The sequence below is a fragment of the Mesobacillus subterraneus genome (assembly GCF_000934845.1).
GTDB lineage: Bacteria > Bacillota > Bacilli > Bacillales > Cytobacillaceae > Mesobacillus > Mesobacillus stamsii.
This window is the reverse complement of the sequence record NZ_JXIQ01000052.1, coordinates 1-20,337: the sequence shown is the minus strand read 5'-3', so window position 1 is coordinate 20,337 and position 20,337 is coordinate 1. Positions and strand designations below refer to the sequence as shown.

21 protein-coding genes are annotated in these 20,337 nt (G+C 43.1%); 1 reads left to right on the top strand and 20 read right to left on the bottom strand.

Features of this window, described 5'->3' with window-relative positions; translation table 11 throughout:
• Positions 1-26 precede the first annotated feature (26 nt).
• The 20 genes from dnaG to rpsU form a co-directional block, all read right to left on the bottom strand.
• Positions 27-1,820, bottom strand: a complete 1,794-nt coding sequence (gene dnaG, locus UB32_RS07130; protein ID WP_044392398.1) for a DNA primase — start codon at positions 1,818-1,820, stop codon at positions 27-29.
• 15 nt (positions 1,821-1,835) lie between these two features.
• Complete coding sequence (locus tag UB32_RS07125) at positions 1,836-2,285, bottom strand: YaiI/YqxD family protein (protein ID WP_084221753.1); 450 nt, start codon at positions 2,283-2,285, stop codon at positions 1,836-1,838.
• A gap of 320 nt (positions 2,286-2,605) precedes the next feature.
• Positions 2,606-3,424, bottom strand: a complete 819-nt coding sequence (locus UB32_RS07120; protein WP_044392397.1) for a pyruvate, water dikinase regulatory protein — start codon at positions 3,422-3,424, stop codon at positions 2,606-2,608.
• 33 nt (positions 3,425-3,457) lie between these two features.
• The gene (locus tag UB32_RS07115; protein ID WP_044392393.1) at positions 3,458-4,090 is read right to left on the bottom strand and encodes a helix-turn-helix transcriptional regulator; all 633 of its coding nucleotides are present in this window, start codon (positions 4,088-4,090) and stop codon (positions 3,458-3,460) included.
• A 65-nt stretch (positions 4,091-4,155) separates the two neighbouring features.
• Positions 4,156-6,231, bottom strand: coding sequence for a glycine--tRNA ligase subunit beta (gene glyS, locus UB32_RS07110; RefSeq protein ID WP_044392391.1), 2,076 nt, complete (start codon positions 6,229-6,231; stop codon positions 4,156-4,158).
• The gene (gene glyQ / locus UB32_RS07105) at positions 6,224-7,114 is read right to left on the bottom strand and encodes a glycine--tRNA ligase subunit alpha (RefSeq protein ID WP_044392389.1); all 891 of its coding nucleotides are present in this window, start codon (positions 7,112-7,114) and stop codon (positions 6,224-6,226) included. The genes glyS and glyQ overlap by 8 nt, the downstream gene beginning before the upstream one ends.
• A 301-nt stretch (positions 7,115-7,415) precedes the next feature.
• A complete protein-coding gene (recO, locus tag UB32_RS07100; RefSeq protein ID WP_044392388.1) occupies positions 7,416-8,168 on the bottom strand; it encodes a DNA repair protein RecO in 753 nt (250 codons plus the stop codon).
• A 31-nt stretch (positions 8,169-8,199) separates the two neighbouring features.
• The gene (locus UB32_RS19365; RefSeq protein ID WP_084221752.1) at positions 8,200-8,343 is read right to left on the bottom strand and encodes a YqzL family protein; all 144 of its coding nucleotides are present in this window, start codon (positions 8,341-8,343) and stop codon (positions 8,200-8,202) included.
• A 168-nt stretch (positions 8,344-8,511) separates the two neighbouring features.
• The gene (gene era, locus UB32_RS07095; protein ID WP_044392385.1) at positions 8,512-9,441 is read right to left on the bottom strand and encodes a GTPase Era; all 930 of its coding nucleotides are present in this window, start codon (positions 9,439-9,441) and stop codon (positions 8,512-8,514) included.
• A 216-nt stretch (positions 9,442-9,657) separates the two neighbouring features.
• The gene (locus UB32_RS07090; protein WP_044392383.1) at positions 9,658-10,035 is read right to left on the bottom strand and encodes a diacylglycerol kinase family protein; all 378 of its coding nucleotides are present in this window, start codon (positions 10,033-10,035) and stop codon (positions 9,658-9,660) included.
• Positions 10,025-10,495, bottom strand: a complete 471-nt coding sequence (gene ybeY, locus UB32_RS07085) for an rRNA maturation RNase YbeY (protein ID WP_044392381.1) — start codon at positions 10,493-10,495, stop codon at positions 10,025-10,027. The genes UB32_RS07090 and ybeY overlap by 11 nt, the downstream gene beginning before the upstream one ends.
• Positions 10,492-12,663 carry an HD family phosphohydrolase gene (locus UB32_RS07080; protein WP_044392417.1) on the bottom strand — a complete coding sequence of 724 codons (2,172 nt, stop codon included), beginning with the start codon at positions 12,661-12,663 and terminating at the stop codon, positions 10,492-10,494. Before UB32_RS07080 ends, ybeY begins: the two co-directional genes overlap by 4 nt.
• A 193-nt stretch (positions 12,664-12,856) precedes the next feature.
• On the bottom strand, positions 12,857-13,816 hold the full coding sequence (locus tag UB32_RS07075) for a PhoH family protein (protein ID WP_044392380.1): 960 nt from the start codon (positions 13,814-13,816) through the stop codon (positions 12,857-12,859).
• Between the two features lie 2 nt (positions 13,817-13,818).
• Positions 13,819-15,006 carry a sporulation protein YqfD gene (yqfD, locus tag UB32_RS07070; protein WP_044392378.1) on the bottom strand — a complete coding sequence of 396 codons (1,188 nt, stop codon included), beginning with the start codon at positions 15,004-15,006 and terminating at the stop codon, positions 13,819-13,821.
• Positions 15,003-15,308, bottom strand: a complete 306-nt coding sequence (yqfC, locus tag UB32_RS07065) for a sporulation protein YqfC (protein ID WP_044392375.1) — start codon at positions 15,306-15,308, stop codon at positions 15,003-15,005. Before yqfC ends, yqfD begins: the two co-directional genes overlap by 4 nt.
• Before the next feature lie 112 nt (positions 15,309-15,420).
• Positions 15,421-15,948, bottom strand: coding sequence for a hypothetical protein (locus tag UB32_RS07060; RefSeq protein WP_044392373.1), 528 nt, complete (start codon positions 15,946-15,948; stop codon positions 15,421-15,423).
• Between the two features lie 34 nt (positions 15,949-15,982).
• Positions 15,983-16,978 (bottom strand): flotillin-like protein FloA, encoded by a 996-nt coding sequence (gene floA, locus UB32_RS07055; protein ID WP_044392371.1) that lies wholly within the window; start codon positions 16,976-16,978, stop codon positions 15,983-15,985.
• 87 nt (positions 16,979-17,065) lie between these two features.
• Positions 17,066-18,397: an NfeD family protein gene (locus UB32_RS07050; RefSeq protein WP_052806981.1), complete on the bottom strand. Its 1,332-nt coding sequence runs from the start codon at positions 18,395-18,397 to the stop codon at positions 17,066-17,068.
• A gap of 115 nt (positions 18,398-18,512) precedes the next feature.
• Positions 18,513-18,959 (bottom strand): GatB/YqeY domain-containing protein, encoded by a 447-nt coding sequence (locus UB32_RS07045; RefSeq protein ID WP_044392369.1) that lies wholly within the window; start codon positions 18,957-18,959, stop codon positions 18,513-18,515.
• 17 nt (positions 18,960-18,976) lie between these two features.
• Positions 18,977-19,150: a 30S ribosomal protein S21 gene (gene rpsU / locus UB32_RS07040; RefSeq protein WP_015595024.1), complete on the bottom strand. Its 174-nt coding sequence runs from the start codon at positions 19,148-19,150 to the stop codon at positions 18,977-18,979.
• A gap of 179 nt (positions 19,151-19,329) precedes the next feature.
• Here rpsU and UB32_RS07035 point away from each other — a divergent pair, with 179 nt between their 5' ends.
• Positions 19,330-20,253 carry a Na/Pi symporter gene (locus tag UB32_RS07035; protein WP_044392365.1) on the top strand — a complete coding sequence of 308 codons (924 nt, stop codon included), beginning with the start codon at positions 19,330-19,332 and terminating at the stop codon, positions 20,251-20,253.
• Positions 20,254-20,337 lie beyond the last annotated feature (84 nt).

The following is a 20,337-nucleotide window of genomic DNA, read 5'->3' as shown; positions in this document are numbered from 1 at the left end:
AAAATCAAAAACAATTAGCATAAGCTTTAAAAAGTCTTGCGCAATTGGATAATCTCGGTTGCGATTGTCGCAGCGCGCAAAAAGTCGTTTTGACGTTCTGCCTGTTTTTGTTCTGCCGTTTTTTCCTTTATTTTTAACATTTTTTGATAATTCAAGACCTGCTTGATATAATCAGCTAATTCCTGATCGCTGATTTCCTCGTTCAGAGCCATCATTTCGATATCTGCAACGACCCTTTTTAGCTTATTATCTTGAAGATAATTTAAGAACGCACTTGGATCGGGGTCATGTTCTTTTTCATAGTATGCAAATAAATAAGTAATAATAGCCTGGTGTTCATCAATATTCATCATGCTCCCTGCCAGCAATTCCTGGACCTTATAGGCAACGTCTGCATTTCGCATCATATGATAGATGAGGCGCCTCTCAGCTGTATGGTAGGCGGGCCTTAGCTCTGTTTTCCTGGTGTAAGCCGCTGGTTTAGGCTGATTTTGTTTTCTAGGAGCTGAAGTCTGTTTCCGCTCGTTTAGCTGTTGCATTAGAGCATCCAGCGACAGCGAGAATTCATTTGCTAGCTGTCGCAAATACAAATCCTTTTCGACTGCCTTATCAAGCCTGCTGATTTCTTTCAGTACTTCTTCGATATATTGAAGGCGATCTCCTTCATTTTGAAGGTTTTTTCCCCGACGATAATAGAGTAATTTAAAAGCCATCAAGGTGGAGCTCGATCCAATGATATCGTTTCTGAATTTTTCCTCCCCATGCACCTTTATGAAATCATCCGGGTCCATCCCATCCGGCATGATGGCGACCCTGACAGCCAATCCTGCCTTCGACAACATATTCGAGGCCCTGAAAGCCGCTTCAATGCCGGCTTTATCGGAATCATAACAAATCGTTACCGCTTGGACATTTCTTTTAAGCAAAGAAATATGGTCATCTGTCAACGAAGTCCCCATCGAGGCAACTCCGTTTTCTACGCCTGCACGGTTAGCGGAGATGACATCCGCAAACCCCTCAAACAGAACAGCTTGCTGCTGTTTTCGAATCGAGCCGCGTGCAAGATGAAAATTATATAAAATTTTGCTTTTATGAAAGATTTGCGTCTCAGGGCTATTTAAATATTTGGGCTCATCCGTCCCCATTGCTCTCCCTGAAAACGCAATCGTATTCCCCTGGTGATCCAGGATCGGAAACATTATTCTGTTCCGGAATCTGTCAAAGTAGGTCTCATCGTTTTCCTTTTGAATGACAAGTCCTGCCTTTGCCATCACTTCAGGCAAGAAGCCTCTTTTTTCCAGCAGTGTTACTGCAAAATCCCAAGATGGCAAGGCAAAGCCGATTTGGAACCTGTCGATCGATTCCCTTGTGAATCCTCGATTCAAAAGATATTCCAGCGCATCCTGACCCTCTTTTGTATTTACCAGCAAATGATGATAAAATTTACGCAAGAGTTCATGTGCGTCGACCATTTGCTTCGAACCTTCAGGCAATTGTGGATTTTTGCTGGCTGCTGGGCCTTCTAGATTCAATTCGATATTTGCCATTTCGGCAAGTTTTCCTGCTGCTTCCTGAAAAGACAGTCCATCGATCTCCATCAGGAAGGAAAACACATTCCCTCCAGCTCCACAGCCGAAACAGTGGTAAATCTGCTTATCAGGCGAAACCGAAAAAGAGGGGGAATTTTCTCCGTGAAACGGACAAAGCCCAAAATAATTCCTGCCTTGCTTTTTCAATTGGACATACTCACCAATGACATCGACTATTTCAACCGCCTGCCGAATTTCATTTAATTTCTCCTCGGCAATCCTCTCTGCCATATGCATGACCTCTAATTAGTTGTGATTCCTTGAACATATCTTAAAATTCGACAAAAGTATGTTCAATTCCTCTATAAATTTTTCTCTGTCTTTTTTTGTGAAAGGTTTTGGGCCTTTCCCATAGAAACCCTGCCGTCTCGCCTTGGCAGAAAGATATCTTAGCTCAAGCGCGGTCTGGATTCCGTTTTCTTCGTATAAACTTCCCCTCGGGGAGATGGTGTAAACTTCTTTCGCAATGAGGGTAGATGCAAGGCCAATGTCCTGCGTCACTGCAAAATCACCTTTCTTAACGTGATTCATTAAATAAAGGTCTACAGCCTCCTTATAGGAATCGACAAAAACCCAGTTTTGCCCCTGAAGATCATTCTTCATATGTGCGTATGAAGCCACAAAAACAGCTTCGATGGAAAACTTCGAAGCAATTTCGACAATTTCCTTTATGACCGGGCAGGAGTCCGCATCCACAAAAAGGGTCTGACTGTTGATTTTACTAGTATTAATTCTACATCACTCCGCATATTCCTTCTTGAGGAATGTTTTTTTTGCAGGGAATTTTGTCGAATTTTTTTGTGACCCACATCTTGACAACTGATAGTAAATAGTTTATTCGTAATCAGTCTAGTCTAAACCTAATCTGATACTTTTTTATCACAATTTTTTATTATAGTATAAGAAAGCCTATTTTTCCATTATTTTTACTCGAAAACAAAGCATTTTTTACAGCGAAAGATTTGGAAAACATCATTTATTGAAAAAAAAGAAAGAAAGCACATACGAAAGATGTGCTAACGGTTCATCTGCCTACTGCGGATCGTATGAAGGATGACATTGGCCGTTTCTTCTACGGCTTTATTTGTCACATCGATTACTGGACATCCGATTTTTTCAACAACCTCATCAAAATACTGGATTTCTTCTTTAATCCTTTCGATATTAGCGTAAATTGCCTGGTCATTCAATCCGAGGGAAATCAATCTTTCACGCCGGATCTGATTCAGCTTATCAGGAGTAATTCTAAGGCCAAAGCATTTTTCCTTTGGAACAAGAAATAATTCTTCCGGTGGGTCCACTTCAGGTACAATCGGCACATTTGCCACTTTAAATCGCTTGTGGGCCAAATACTGGGATAAAGGAGTTTTAGAGGTTCTGGAAACTCCCACTAGAACGATATCCGCTTTGAGAATGCCTCTTGGATCCCGTCCGTCATCATATTTTACCGCAAACTCGATTGCTTCCACTTTCTTGAAATAATCTTCGTCCAGTTTACGGACAAGCCCCGGTTCGTATAACGGTGCCTCCCCGCTAACTTCCTGGATCTGCTGCATAAGCGGACCTATGATGTCACATGCATAGATTCCCTCTTTCTTGGCTGAATCCAGCAAATAATTGCTTATATCTGGCTTAACCAAAGTGTAAGCAATCATTCCGCCATCATGCTTAGCCATGGAGATGACTTCATCAATATGTATTTTATCCTCCACATAAGGAAATCTTTTTAGAGATACAGCTAAATGTTCGAATTGACTGATGGCAGCCTTAGTAACGAGCTCCGCTGTCTCGCCGACAGAGTCAGATACTACATAAATAATTGGTGTTTTCCCCATTTTTTAAAATCATCCCCTTTTCTGCCTTCATTCTTATTCTTCACCCAAGGCAACAAAAGCCTTTGTAATGTTCGTCTTGGTTAATCTTCCAACAATTTCATATCCTCCATCGGCATCTTTGATGATTGGCAGCGCATCGATTTGTTTTTCAATCAATTCTTTCGCAGCATCTATAAGCAAATCATCTCGCCGACAAACTGTTATATTTGGCATTCTAGTCATAATAATATTGACTGGCAACGTGGACAGCTCCTGCTTCCCAATGCTTGCTCGCAGTAAATCTTTCCTGGATAGAACACCTACAAGTTTCGATGCCTTATCTACCACGAATAACGTCCCTACGTCCTCAAGGAACATCGTAACAATCGCATCATAGACCGATACATTTTCAGGGACGACGACCGGTATCGATTGATAGTCACTGACAAGGATTTTTTTCAGATTTTCAGACATTAGCTGGTTACCTGATTTCCCTGTATAAAAATACCCGACTCGGGGTCTGGCATCTAAAAATCCCGACATTGTCAGGATTGCAAGATCGGGCCTGAGGGTAGCTCTTGCCAAATGGAGTTTCTCTGCTATCTGTTCTCCGGTAATCGGTCCGTTTTCCTTCACGATTTGCAGGATCTGCTCCTGCCGTTTATTCAGTTCGATTGTCCTCACCACCTATCGGGATATGAGATCCCGTGTTATTGGTTTTCTACTTTTTTTAAGATGGCCTCATTTGCGGACTATTTTACAACGATCTCATTCAGTTTGCCAAGTTTCATGATTAGTACTGCTAAAGCGGCCATTTGATTCAAACGGTTTTCGCGGACATCAGGGTTTTCTGCCATGACCATGGTATGCTCAAAATAGGCATTGATTTCCGGCTTTATGTCAGCCAGCATCTGATAGTAGGCAGCTGTGTCCATGCCCTCTTCAGCCTTCTTGCCAAGTTCTAGGTATTTTTTATATAGCATCTGCTCATACGTATTTTCGAAGCGGTCCGGCTCGATTTCGCCATGCACTTCTTTTTTACTGGCAATATTCAGGACACGGCTAAACGCTTCGATATTTTCCTTAAAGTCTTCCCTGCCGCTGGCATCCTGAAGTGCCGCTGCTTTATCGACTACGCTTAATACGGTTCCGATCTCCCCTCCAAGTACAGCGTCAATAAGATCGTATCGAATGCTCCGCTCCTGCAGCATGTGTTTTAGTCTCAGCTTAAAGAACTGGATCAGATCATAGTATATCTCTTCTTCAGAGCGCTTGCTGATTCCTGCTTGAGAAACTAAGGAAAGCGCCAAGCCGACAAGGCTTTCTACGGGGATTCCCCACTGCTTTTCACTAAGCGTCTGGACAATACCTGCAGCCTGTCTCCGCAACGCATAAGGATCCTGTGAGCCGCTTGGTATAATTCCCAGTGAGAAAAACGCAACAATGGTATCCAGTTTATCGGCAATTGCAACCAGTGCACCAGCAAGTGATCCGGGAATAGAATCATCGGCATTGCGAGGCATATAATGCTCGTTGATTGCAATGGCAACATCTCGGCTTTCGCCTTTTTGCAAAGCGTATTTTTCTCCCATTATTCCCTGGAGTTCCGGAAATTCATAGACCATTTGGGAGACCAGATCGAATTTGCTGATTTCTGCTGCTCTGTCTGCTGTGCTTACGATTTCCGGTGCGAAATTCAGTCTTTCGGCAATCAAAGCGACAAGTTTACGAACACGATCCGATTTTTCGGCGATTGTTCCAATTTCTTCGTGATAGACAATATTCTTTAATTTTTCTAATGCCGCTTTTATTTCCATCTTTTGGTCTTCTTTATAAAAAAATGCAGCATCAGCCAATCTTGCTCGTAAAACTTTTTCATTTCCACGTGCTACTTTTTCAATATGATGGTCGTCACCGTTCCTTACGGTGATGAATCGCGGAAGCAGTTCCCCTTGTTGCGACTTAACAGGAAAGTATCTTTGGTGCTCCTTCATCGAGGTGATCAGGACTTCACTCGGGATTTCCAGAAACTCTTCTTCAAAACGGCCGGACAAGGCTGTCGGATATTCAACCAGATTATTAACCTCTTCCAACAGGACTTGATCCATCGGAATTACCCAATCATTTTCGTCTCCGATTTTTTTAAGCTGGGCTAAAATCGTTTCTTTCCGTTTTTGTGCATCTGCAACCACATACTGACGTAATAAAGCTTCTTCATATTCTTCGGGAGCTGATAACTCAATTTCTTCTTTTCCAAGAAAGCGATGGCCTCTTGTCGTATTGCCTGTTCGGACACCTGCTATTTCAAAAGGAATGATCTCATGGCCGAACATCGCCACAAGCCATTTGATCGGACGTATATAACGAAGGTCAAGATTCGCCCAACGCATGTTTTTTGGGAAGGATAAGCCTGTGATAATTGCTTTTAGCTCTGCGAGCAGGTGAGAGGTGTCCTGCCCTTTAATGAATTTCTTTACATGGACATATTCGATCCCGTTGATTTCCTTGAAATAGATATCGTCGACCGACATTCCATGGCCGCGGGTAAAGCCTATCGATGCTTTGGTCCAGTTCCCGTTCTCATCTAGGGCTATCTTTTTAGCCGGTCCCTTTGCCTCCTCCTCCCTGTCCTCCTGTCGCTCCTCTACATTCCTAACAAGCAAGGCCAGCCGGCGAGGTGTAGAAAAAACGCTGATGCCTTGAAATCCAATACTATTCGTATGAAACCAGTTCTCTACTTTGGACGCCAGCTGGTTAATCGAGTCGGGAATGAATCTTGCAGGCATTTCTTCTAGGCCAATTTCAAGCAATAAATTCCGTTTAGTCATTTTCAACCTGCTCCTTCCTTTTCAAAATTGGGAAACCTAGTTTTTCTCGTTCTTCATAAAACGTCTTCGCTACTTTCTTGGCAAGATTCCGAATACGAGCAATGTATCCCGTTCTTTCCGTAACGGAAATGGCACCCCGGGCATCAAGAACATTGAATGTATGCGAACATTTTAACACGTAATCATAAGCTGGATGGACAAGCCCTTCATCCATTTGGCGATTCGCTTCCTTTTCATAAATAGTGAAAAGATGGAAAAGCATATCCTTATCAGATGTTTCAAATGTATACTTGGAATGCTCGTACTCCGGCTGGCCAAAGATATCTCTTACCGTAAAACCGTTTGTCCACTCCAGGTCAAAAACGTTTTCTTTATCCTGAATATAAGATGCAAGGCGTTCGATTCCATAGGTGATTTCAACAGAAACTGGTTTGCAATCTAGCCCGCCCACCTGCTGGAAATAGGTGAACTGGGTGATTTCCATTCCATCTAGCCACACCTCCCATCCAAGCCCAGCGCAACCTAATGACGGGTTTTCCCAGTTGTCCTCGACAAAACGAATATCATGTTCCAGCGGATCGATTCCGAGCGTTTTTAACGAAGCCAGGTAAAGCTCCTGAATATTGTCTGGAGACGGCTTCATGATCACTTGGAATTGATGATGCTGATACAGTCGATTCGGATTCTCGCCATATCGGCCATCTGCAGGGCGGCGCGACGGCTCTACATAAGCAACATTCCAAGGTTCAGGACCAATCGCTCGTAAAAAGGTATATGGGCTCATCGTGCCTGCCCCTTTTTCGGTGTCATAAGCCTGCATCAGGATACATCCCTGTTCAGACCAGTGTTTTTGCAAAGTTAAAATCATATTTTGAATATTCATGTTTCCACCTCCGAAATTTTAAAATCAAAAAACTCCCGCCACCTATGCATCGTCATGCATAGGGACGAGAGTTTACCCGCGGTTCCACCCTATTTGCTGCCAGAAAGCAGCCACTTTAAAAATAATGTCGCTCCAGAACGCCTTCCTTGCTTTCTGCCATCCGGCTTACACCATCCCCGGACTCGCTAATGCAGAGGGAGTCAAGTACCCTTTCCTTCACCGCAACCTATTTAATGGTCACTTCCGCAACCACAAATGCTTTTGATTTGAGAATAGCGAAAAGCAACGGCATTGTCAATAGCTAGAGCATATCCCTAAATGAATCCATTTGATCCAAGAACTTTCTTGTTTTTAAATATAGTCCTGAATATTCATCATAGTAAGCGGAAATTACCTTCTTCAATTCCGCCTTTGTTTCCGGTTTAACCGAAATATTGCCAAGCCTGCTTACATCCAGCAAGTAAAAAAGTCGCAGCAATCTGACTGTTCCCGGGGATACCTTGAATCTGTATGGATCCTTTTCAAAGCATCGATGGCAAAGGAGCCCTCCTTCTCGGATGGAAAAGTGGAACTCTCCCTCGGTGCTGCCGCAATTGGTGCATCTGTCCAGAACAGGATACAATCCTTGGATATTGAGCATTTTCATTTCATAAATGAATGTAAGAACTTCCATATCATAGCCCTCATTCAAATAATTGAGGGTCTGAAGAAGCAATTCGAACAGAAAAGGATTCGTCTTTTTATCCTCAGTCACTTTATCCGTAAGATCAACCATAAAACTGGCATGGGCTGTCAAAAAAAGATCCTCACGAATCGACCGCATAGAGGAAATCATCTCTCCTTGCTGCAATCCTCCCAAGCCAGAGCTTGCCTGGAAAAGAAAGTGGCCATATGTAAAAAGCTGGGTGACGGCAGCGAGCCTGCTGCTGGGCTTTTTTGCACCTCTTGCCATCACACCAACTTTTCCGAATTCCCTTGTATATAAAGTGACAATTTTGTTATTTTCGCCATAATCCGTTGTCCTAATGACAATGCCTTCGCATTTCTGCAGCATCCTCGGTCACCATCCATTACTACAGACAAACCTATGAGATTGGAAAATCAATTTCTGCTAGCTCATCCTCCTGATAACCGGGTATTTCTTGATTGTCTTTCTCTAATTCCTTAAAGAGAAGATACGTGTCAATATTACCTGTCTGTGAAAACACCTTCCAGGTAAAATCCAACATCGAAAACCCCACCTTTCATTTTTTCACTAGCAACGCATGTATCCCAAATCCTTATAATTATCATAGCCTGTCAATCAGATTTTCATGTTACGCAAAAATTGTTAATCGTGTTTAGGAATAATATTTGCAGGTACGTTAATAGATTATAGATGGGCATTTGCCAAAGGCTTAATATTCGTCATCCCTGAACCCGAAATCCCGAAGATGTGTGGCTTTGTTTCTCCAATCCTTCTGAACCTTGACCCATAATTCCAAAAACACCTTTGAACCAAGGAGACTTTCAATATCATGACGTGCTCGTTTGCCAATCTCCTTCAGCATGCCTCCCTGTTTGCCAATGATAATGCCTTTCTGAGAATCCCTCTCCACAATGATCGTCGCCATTACATGCACCATTTGCTTTTCAGGCTGACGTTCCATTTTCTCAATCACGACTGCAAGGGAATGGGGAATTTCTTCCCTAGTCAGATGCAATGCCTTTTCCCTGATCAGTTCAGACACGATGAAGCGTTCCGGATGATCAGTTACTTGATCGGCTGGATAAAACTGGGGCCCTTGCGGCATCCTTTCCTTAATTTGCTGAAGCAGCCGATCAATATTGTTTCCTTCCAGCGCGGAAATCGGTACGACTTCAGCAAAATCGAATTTATCCTGGTAAGACCCGATCACTTTCATCAGTTGATCTGGATGAATAAGATCAATTTTATTGATGACAAGGAAAACAGGTGTTTTTACATTAAGGAGTTTTTCGATAATATATTCCTCGCCGCGTCCAAATCCTTCCTGGGCATTGACCATAAACAACACCAAATCGACTTCTTTTAACGTATTTTGAGCAACCTTCATCATAAAGTCGCCAAGGCGGTGTTTTGGTTTATGAATTCCTGGAGTATCGATGAAAATCAACTGAGCGTCATCGAGTGTTAAAACTCCCTGTACCTTATTCCGGGTCGTTTGCGGCTTATCACTCATAATCGCAATTTTTTGCCCGATCACTTTGTTAAGAAAGGTTGACTTCCCAACATTTGGTCTCCCAATAATGGAAATGAATCCTGATTTGTACGATTTATTATTTAGGTCTTGATTATGAAAGTTCATCCTTTCATTCCCTTCTTCACATTATTTTACCTTATTTTCAGTGTAATTTCATCGTTTGTCGCAAAAATGAAATATAAATTTTAAATTTTCTAAAAACATCCAAGGAATAGTTATACACTGTAATGATAGTTTACTTAAGTTTTTCCCCGTTTTCAAATCGGCCCACTAGATACCGTGTCAGGAATCAGTAAAAAGAAAAGTTGCCCATGCGGACAACTATCTAAACCATGCTGAAATTTTCGGCAAAAAGATGATTAGACCGGTAATAACGCTGGCAATCGCAAAAATAAGCACAGCACCTGCAGCAATATCTTTCGCCTGTTTCGCAAGTGGATGGAACTCTTCTGTATACATGTCCACCGTTCTTTCGATTGCCGTATTCATCATTTCCAACGAAACCATCCCAGCAATACAAAGGATCACGGCAATCCATTCGTATTTGTTGATTTCAAAAAGGAAGCCAGACAGGATAACAAATACGGAAATGCCGAAATGGATTTGGACATTTCGCTCCCTCGCTGCTGCTGCAATTCCTTCAAACCCGAATTGAAAGGAGGAAATTAACGGATGCTTCCTCCGTTTTTCAGCGTCCAAGGCCGTATCCTTCCAGCAGGTCTCTTTGCTTGTCAAACATCAGTTTTTCATCCTTTTCATTCATATGATCATAGCCCAATAAATGCAGGAAACCGTGGACCGCAAGAAAGCCGAGTTCTCTTAGGAAAGAATGGTTGTATTCCTCTGCCTGTTCCCTTGCCTTTGGAATGGAGATAATAATATCACCAAGGATTCTGGGGATGTCCTCCCCGACAATCGCTATTTCCCCTTCGCCCATTTCTTCCAATGCAAACGAGATGACGTCTGTCGGCCGGTCTTTATCCCGATAGTTTCTGTTGATCTCCTGAATGCGTTCATTTGACACGAAAGTGACAGAAAGCTCGCTTCCGTCCTGCACATTCTCCTTTCCCGCAGCATAATTCAACAGCTTTTCAATCGTAACTAGCTGATCTTCTGCCAACTCATTTGTCTCATCCAAAAAGTCGATTTCTAAACTCATCCCTGCTTCACCTTCTGTTTATTCATTTCTGGATACTCAATTCTGGAATGGAAAATTCCCTTTAATGTTTCACATAAAGTATCCGCAACCGTGTCCAGCTCTTTTAAGGTAATATCACATTCACTTAGCTGGTTATCCTGAAGCCGATCTCTAATAATTTTAGCAACCAATGTTTCGATTTGCTCATGGGTCGGGTGATTCATCGACCGAACTGCCGCCTCCACGCTGTCAGCAATCCCAATAACGGCAGCCTCTTTTGTTTGCGGTTTTGGCCCTGGGTAGCGAAAATCTTCTTCCTTGCCTTCGTGGCCACTTTTTGTTGCTTTATGATAAAAGAATTTTAGCAACGTAGTTCCATGATGCTGTTCAGCAATGTCAATTATTTCTTTAGGCATCCGATGTTTTCGGAGCATTTCCGCTCCATCAGTTGCATGGGCGATGATGATATTCTTGCTTGTCAATGCCGGCAATTTATCATGAGGATTATCCATATTGATCTGGTTTTCGATAAAAAACTGTGGCCGTTTCGTTTTGCCGATATCATGATAATAGCATCCAACCCTTGCAAGAAGGCCGTTTGCGCCAATTGCCTCACAAGCAGCTTCCGATAAATTAGCGACCATCACACTGTGATGATATGTTCCCGGTGCTTCCGTAAGAATCTTTCGCAAGAGTGGGTGATTAGGATTGGACAGTTCGATCAGCCGCATGGTGGAAAGAATCCCAAATCCCGCTTCAAAAAATGGCTGAAGACCAATCGTCAGCACTGCGGAGACTATTCCGGAAATGAATGCGGCAGTGAGATAAAACCCATATTCCAATCCAGAATACTGACTATTTCTCAGGAATAAAATGGAGAAAATAACAATAAGATTGATCACTGACACAAATAATCCTGCCTGGAGGATTTTCGTTCTTCGATTTTGCTTTTGTAAAAATAGGATTGCCGCCAAACCGCTCAATAAAATGTAAATGCCAAGAGAAACATTCAATGTCCCAGTAATACCTTCGTTGAATATGATCGTGCCGATTATGGAAAGAATCACCACCTGCAATAACGCTAGCCTTTCATTGATTAGGATCTTAATCAGCATCGCACCCATCGCAGCAGGAAAAAGATACCCTATTTCAGAATATTCAAAATTATCGAACAAGCTAACCAATTTCATTAATAAAATGGAAGTTATAAAAATAATACTGAAAAGCAATAGGTTCTTTTGTTTTTTTTCAGCATTGTCCATTTCTTTAAAAAAGACATAAAGTCCAAACAAAATCAGTGCTGTGAGCATGCCAAGCCCGATGAATGGCTTGGATGAATTTCCACTTTTCAACAGGCCAACTAGCTGGAGTTTCTTATAAATATCCCTGCTGATTAGCTGTCCCTCACTCACAAGAATTTGCCCTTCCAGGATCCTCACTGGTTCTACGCTGTCCATTGACTGCTGGCGCAGTTCATCAGTGGCATCCGGGTCATAAAATTCATTCTGGACGACTGCATAACGTCCAATTTCAATGACAGCCCTTTTCAGGCTTCCGTTTAGACTGGTATACTTCAATTCTTCCTCTACATTCAATTTTGCATTCTCCACTTCATCAGCGGGAACACTGCGTTTCATAGTATTATTAACCGCTGTAACAGTGAGATCCTTTGCGATCTGCCATTCTTCTTTTGGAGCTTCCAGCAAAGCGATGAATACGTCGTCTGACAAACTTTTCGTTTCATTATCGGTCAATTTTGTTTTCAGTATTTGAATTTTTTCCTCGATCGTCGGGACTTGAGGTGCAGCCGTATCTTCTGCCGCCGACTTTTTCAATTGATCCATTTTTTCCTGTGCTTCTGTATTCACTTCAGATACAGAATCAAATATGGAGGTAACAAGATCCACCCTGTTTTGAGCATATTCCTTCTTGACCCGATACACATCATTGACTTGTTCGACCGCTTCTCTGCGGTTTGCTTCTGTACTTTCTTTATCTTCAATGGTAACAGGCGACCGGATCGTTTTCTCCGATACAGAGAATAATTCGAGATTAAGCTTCTCAGGTTTAACATTGCTGTACATAGCAGAGTACATGATAATTCCAATCAGCAAGAATAACAAAATACGAAATATCTTTATATTTAATAAATTCAATATCGCAGTTAATTGGACCTGCAGCTTTTCCATATTCATACAGCCCTCCCACAAAGAAATCAAGCCAGTTTGAGAATAATTGGGAAATCAACTGACTTTCTGTATCATCATATCAGTTTTTTACGAAAGTTTCATCCTTATTTGATACTAACGCGAAAACCGGACCATTTTGTGTTGCAAATAAAAGTCCGCTCTCTATTTTTTTAGGAGCGGACTGAGGTTGCTTTTATTCGTTCTTTCCATATGCTTCAATAATCCGTCCGACAAGCGGATGGCGAACTACATCTGCTTGTTCAAGGTGGACAAATGAGATTCCGGAAACATCCTTCAAAACATTTTCTGCCTCAACCAGGCCGGATTTTGCGCCTTTTGGCAAATCAATCTGCGAGGTGTCACCTGTTATGATCATTTTCGATCCAAATCCCATACGCGTCAGAAACATTTTCATCTGCGCCTGTGTTGTGTTCTGAGCTTCATCGAGAATGACAAACGCATCATCGAGAGTCCTTCCCCTCATATAAGCCAAAGGAGCAATCTCGATCGTGCCTCTTTCCATCAGACGCAACGTATGTTCAGAACCGAGAATATCATGCAAAGCATCATACAGCGGCCGGAGATAAGGGTCGACCTTTTCTTTCAAATCGCCGGGGAGAAAACCGAGATTTTCTCCCGCTTCAACAGCAGGCCTTGTTAAAATTATTTTCGACACAGTTCCATTTTTCAATGCCGTGACAGCCATGACGACTGCTAAATACGTTTTTCCCGTACCCGCCGGCCCGATACTAAATACTAGATCGCGACTTTTCATCGCATTCACATAATGTCTTTGGCCAAGCGTCTTAACCCTAATCGATTTCCCTTTTACATTTTTACTGATTTCTTCATCATATAGATCCCTGAAATATTCCAAAGTTCCTTTCACAGCCATTTGAATAGCATAAACAGCTTCTCTTTGGCTGACGCTGATGCCTTTACGGATCACAGCTAGCAGGTTTTCCAAAACAGCCTGGGCCAGCGCAACCTGCTCCAGAGGACCAGAGATCGCTATCTTCTCGCCACGCGTCACAATCGAGACTCCAAGTTCCCGCTCAATTAATTTTAGGTTGGTATCTGCATTTCCAAATAAGGAAATGGCTTCAGTTGGATTCGCTAGATGAATTTCAGTCGTTTTTAAGTCTTCTGTCATTCTCAGTCTCCTTGGATAATTGGTTGTCCTTCCGCAATATCTTCAATGATTGTAAAATGTATGATTAGTCTTACTTTACCATTCTCGATTGACTGATGTAAAATTTTTTCCCCTTTAATAATAGCATTTTCAGGAAGATTATTTTTTATATCACTCCTGGCAAGTTCTTTTGCACTATTAATCGCTTCTTCTCGCGTGTAGATTCGAGTCGCCTGTTCCCGTTCCCTAATTGTCGTCTTTTCTATTTTTACCGGAAGCTCCCACTTAAAAAATTTCACTGGCTGTTCAAATACTTCTGTTTCATACTCTTTAAATTCAGTCTTGCCGAAACCCCATAGAACTATCGATTTTCCAGCGATTTTCAGCGAATACGTTCTTTTTTCATTGCCGTTAAAAACTTGAAAGGTACTTTTCAAAGGCAGTTCTACCTCGGTTGAATACCATGTTTCCCCAAGGATTTCTCCAGTTGCCGCTACCAATTTTTGCTTTTTTTCACTCCCGTATACTCCTGATACAAGAAGCTGACCCGGCTTCACCAGTTCATTCACTTCCACAACTGGATCCCCTTTTTCCACAAAAATCTTGACTATGGCCGCTTTCTTTTTCGCTACAAGATGTCTCGGACTGTTTGCTTCGACTTTTTCCGGTTCACTTTTCTCGACAGCCTGAAAATGATAGGTTGTCCCCTTCAGCTCCACGCCGATCCAAGTCAAAGCACCTACCTGATCGGTCAATTCCTTCTGGATGCTTTCGACACTGTCTATTGAAAACTGCATTTTACCGACACCAATTCCCATCTTGTCCAATTGCTTGCGGATTTGATGTTCAGTTGCTGGACTAGCCCCATTTATTTCAATTCCCCATACCATGTTGGACAGGAGGAGAATCAAAGCAAAAAAAAGAACTGCCCCCGCCAAAAACCCACTGTTTGTCCATAACTTTTTTAAAAAGAAAGGACCTCCTGCCCTTTCCAAAAATCTAATTTTACAATGATTCTCCCTCGCCGGGATCCTTAGTTTGTTTACATCCTGCAGATCGACGTAAAAAGTAACCGCCTCTGAACCATGCTTTTTCACATTCCAAATTGACACTCCATTACGTGTCAGCTGGTTCAGGAATCTTTCGATGCCCTTGCCTGTCAATTTGACTTTCACAGTACCAGAAAAGATGTGAATCCATTGGTTTTTCATGTAACTCCCCCTCCCTTTCCATCATTTATATATAGGACCTGCTCGATTTTCCCTTCGAGCACTATCTCTTCAGGCAATATTGTCTTAATCACAAACGCTTGGCCCTTGATCGAAAGCTGACCGCCTCTGATCATCAGCCTCACTTCCCCATCTGAAAAAGCAAGCAGGCCCCGATGGTTTTCAATATAAATATGGACTTGCCCGATCATCGTGATTCTAGGGAGATCCATCATGACATCCTGTGGAAGATCCATTTTTTGTGTCAACCATTTGCGTACATACAGACCCCATTTTTTTGCCATAAAAAAAAGAACCCCCTTTCATCTCATATGTATGAGAAAAAAAGGGGTTCTAGCACCATTTTCCACTTTATCATAAGCATTCTTTCCAACCCACAAATTCCTTTGCCTTTTCCTATTTCCTCGACGAGTTGTAAGGGTTTTTGGCACGTGGCTTACCAATGACTTCTGCCCAGATTAATCCCTCCACGAGAGTGTCTTTTTTCGGCTGGAAAACGACATCGGATTGTATCTGCTCTCTCTTTTGATTCAACCGCCCAGAAGATTGACTAGGTGACATTCTGCCAGTTTGCTGTTTTTTCGCTGACGTTTGATGCTTTTGTTCTGAATATTTCTTTTGAATATCCGTCAGGACTTCTGCCGCTTCGACAGGGCTGTTCCTTCTTCTATCTCCGTTTCGATCTTGCGCTCTTTGGTTCTCCTCATCTGTTTTCATCCGGGGTCGAGACGGCGCTGTTTTCGCTTCTGCCGGCTGCCTTCTCGCTGGCACAGGTTGTGGCTGCTGGACAGGTCCGGGCAGGACAGGACGGCGCTGTTGTTGCTGACTGCCATCCGTCTTCCTTTTAGTGAACAGACTTATGATTACCCCGATTAGAATAAACAAAGCGATTGGATTACTGAATAATTCTCCTAAAATTTGCATGTGGAGCCCGCCTTTCTGTTATCGGGTTCTCTCATCACTGATTATTCTTATCTTCTTTATTCCCATTGGACAGATTACCGATGGAGCCTCTCATTTCTGTGTCCGCTCCGATGTTCTGGAAATTCATATAATCCATCACGCCAATATTGCCTTTACGAAGCGCTTCTGCCATTGCGAGTGGTACAGTAGCTTCTGCTTCGACGACTTTCGCTCTCATTTCTTCTACACGCGCCTTCATTTCTTGCTCTTGTGCAACTGCCATCGCGCGGCGTTCTTCCGCTTTCGCTTGGGCAATCTTCTTATCCGCTTCCGCCTGCTCCGTTTGCAGCTCAGCACCGATGTTTTTGCCGATATCCACGTCGGCAATGTCAATCGATAGAATTTCGAAAGCTGTTCCTGCGTCCAGACCTTTTGAAAGAACAGTTTGTGAAATCCGATCCGGATTTTCCAACACTTTTTTATGATCTTCAGAAGATCCGATTGTCGATACGATCCCTTCTCCAACACGGGCAACAATCGTTTCTTCTCCGGCACCCCCGACAAGTCGATCGATGTTCGCTCTCACTGTGATTCTCGCCTTCGCTTTTACTTCAATTCCATTCATGGCGACACCAGCAATAAAGGGAGTTTCAATTACCTTAGGGTTTACACTCATTTGTACAGCTTCCAATACGTCACGGCCTGCCAGGTCAATCGCAGCCGCTCTTTCGAATGTTAGTTCAATATTGGCACGATGGGCAGCAATCAGGGCATTAACGACCCGATCCACATTCCCGCCTGCCAGGTAATGACTTTCGAGCTGGTTTGTCGTAACATTCAAACCGGCTTTATGTGCCTTGATCATCGGATTAATCACTCTGCTTGGAATAACCCTTCTTAATCTCATTCCAATCAACGTGAAAATACTGACCTTTACACCTGCTGCCAATGCTGCAATCCAAAGCATCACTGGCACGAATGTCAGCACTACACCAAGGAGAATGACCCCAAGTGCGATCGCTATAAGGAGAAACGCTGTACCTGCATCCATTTAAACTGCCTCCTAAAAATATATTTCCCAGACTTTTGATCTTGATCAACTTTTTTATGATGATTATTCAGTGCAGTAGAAAAAACATCATTCCAACTCTCGTACGACAATTTTTGCACCTTCTGTTTTGATAATCCTTACTTTTCTTCCTTTTGGTACGAATCCACCCTCGCTCACCACATCAATGCGTTCATCCTCGACAACGATGGTTCCTGAAGGCCTAAGAGGTGTTAGCGTCACCCCTTCGCCCCCAATCAGTTCGAGCCGGTTCTTGTTCGACACATAGCCTTTTTCGGTACTTGTTGAATCGGTTAGGATGATTCTCTTAAAAAAATTCATCTTTTTTTCATACACCCTTATCATCAAAATAGATAACACAATGGACGCTGTTAAGGCAATTAATAAAGAAATTGCCATATAGACGACATTATTCGATGCCATGAAAAAGCTCGAGATAACCGCCAGTAAACCGATGACGCCAATAATTCCACCTGGAAGAAACAATTCGAGCACAATCAACCCTACGCCTAGCGCAAACAGAATCAAGGTTTCAAACCCTGCCAGTCCGGCGACCAGATGTCCATAAAAGAACAATAGCAACGCGGATAGCCCAGCAATTCCTGGCAGACCAAAGCCGGGAGAAAAAAGTTCAAGCACCAGCCCCACACTGCCGACTGTCATGAGGATCGGGGTCATAACAGGATGAGTAAGGAACCTTGCCAGCTTTTCAGCAAAAGTTTCGTTCACATTCCTGATTTCAGCGTCTTTATATCCCAGTTGATTTATAAGTTCATCGAGGTTTTTGACGGTTCCTTCTGAATAACCTACTTCAAGTGCCTGTTCCGCCGTAAGCGTTAGCAATTTTCCCTTAGGTGCTCCTAGTTCAGGAAGATCGATGCTCTCATCCGCCATCGCCTGAGCGTATGTCGGATCTCTTCCACTTTCAACTGCCGCAGCTCTCATGGCTGCAAACCAATAAGACTCCGCCTTCTTTCCAGCAGTATTGCCCTGTTGGTCAATAATGGCTGCTGATCCCATCGTTGCTCCGGGAACCATGTAAATCTCATCCGTATTCAAGGATATATAGGCCCCTGCAGACAATGCCTTTTTATTGACGAAAGCAACTGTTTTCAAGTCAGTCCCCGTCAATAATTTTCCGATCTCGTCAGCGGCATCAACCGCTCCTCCAGGTGTATTCACATCAAAGATGATCGCTTCAGCACCAGCCTCTTCCGCCTCTCCCACCGCTCTTTTCAGGAAGGCGAGCAGGCCTTTTTCCACCGTTTCTTCAATCGGCACTACATAGACGACATTTTGAACAGCAGCTGCAGGGAAAGGGGTTCCCACAGTGGCCAGTGATAGGAGAATGACGAGAATCACAATCACTGATTTGATTTTCAATAAGGCACCTCCAATCATAAAAATAAGGCCATAGTGGTACTACGCATGAGTACACCAAAAGGTTTCAATCTTTTTTGCGGAGTTAGATATCAGCTAAAAAGGCCGCAAGAGCATCCTGCGGCCTTCGAGCTTTTTATGAAAGGTGTTGTTGTACAAGTTTATTAACGAGAGATCCGTCTGCTTTGCCTTTTACTTTAGGCATAAGGACAGCCATTACTCTACCCATATCGGCTTTCGATGCCGCACCGGTCTCCGCGATCGCTTCTTTGACGATTGCCGTCACTTCTTCTTCGCTAAGCTGCTGTGGCATGTACACTTCGACATGCTTTAGTTCTGTTTGTGTCTTTTCAACGAGGTCTTCGCGACCTGCTTTTTCAAATTCCTGGAGGGAATCTTTGCGTTGTTTCACTTCTCGAGAAAGTACAGTTAACTCTTCATCTTCAGATAATTCCTGCTTGCCAAACTTAATCGCTTCGTTTTGCAGGGATGCTTTGATCATCCGAATCGTCGTGAGTCTGTCCTTTTCTTTGTTCTTCATCGCTTGTTTCATATCATTATTTAAACGCTCGAGCAGGCTCAATTTAATTCCACCCTCTCTTAGAACTTGCGTTTTCTAGCAGCTTCAGACTTTTTCTTACGCTTTACACTAGGCTTTTCGTAGAATTCGCGCTTTCTAGCTTCTTGGATCGTACCTGATTTAGATACAGTACGTTTAAAGCGTCGAAGAGCATCTTCAAGCGATTCGTTTTTACGAACGACAGTTTTAGACATTCTCTTTCCCTCCCTCCGAGCACAACACACTAACACCAAAACACATGGGAAACCATGTACCTTGCAATTATAATATATCACCGGCAGGAGGTCAACTGTATTTGGTTCTTGTTTTAAAAACAAAATACATGCATGTCCGTACTGTCTTTTCATACATTTAAAATGAAGGGATGATGTCCATGGTTTATTTGCTTTTATTTATTCTTTTCCTAGCTGTATTTATCGGAGGGATGAACCTGCTCCGGAGAGGGTTATTCGAGCTTTCCGCAGACAGGATGAAAAACTGGCTGGCTTTGATGACAGATACCCCAATAAAGGGCATGATCGCCGGAATGATCGTGACCGCTTTTTTACACAGCAGTTCTGCTGTCATGGTTATTACAATTGGTTTCATTTCAGCTGGGCTGCTAAAATTTTCGCAATCCATCGGCATCATTCTTGGTTCCAATATCGGGACAACCTTCACTCTCGAAATCATCACCTTCAACATCGATGCATTCATCGTGCCCTTCGCCGTCATTGGGGCGATTTTATTGGTTTTTCGCAACAAGACATGGCACAATATTGGCGCAATTTCTTTCGGTATCTCAGCTATTTTTGCCGCCATGCGCGGTTTTACCTTTCTCGCAACCCCTGTTATAAGTCTGCCTTTAGTGGAAAATGCACTAACCCATTTAAACACCAGTCATTGGATCAGCCTATTTACTGGTACCGTTTTGACAGCAATAATCCAATCCAGTACGGCGATGACGGGAATTGTGATGGGTTTTCTGTCAGAAGGAACGTTATCGATGGACGCAGCCATTGCCGCTATGCTTGGAGCCAATATTGGAACCTGCATTACTGCCTTGCTTGCCTCGATTGGGGCCGGCAAAGAGGCAAGATTGACGGCATTTGCACATATATGGCTTAACATCGCAGGAGCAGCAGTGTTTTTCCCTTTCATTAACGAAATAGCCGCGCTTGCCCCGATAACTGCAGCCAAGCCGGACGTACAGCTGGCCCATGTCAGTGTCATCTATAACCTATTCGCATCATTGCTGGTTCTTCCTGTTGCCGAGAAATTTGGAAGCATGATTGAAATGATACATGGGAAGGATTAGAAATAAAAAGCGTAAGCGCCTCGAACAGCCCCGACAAGCGCTGCCCGCCTAAAACGCCACGTCCTGTGGCTGGCGGGTCTAGCA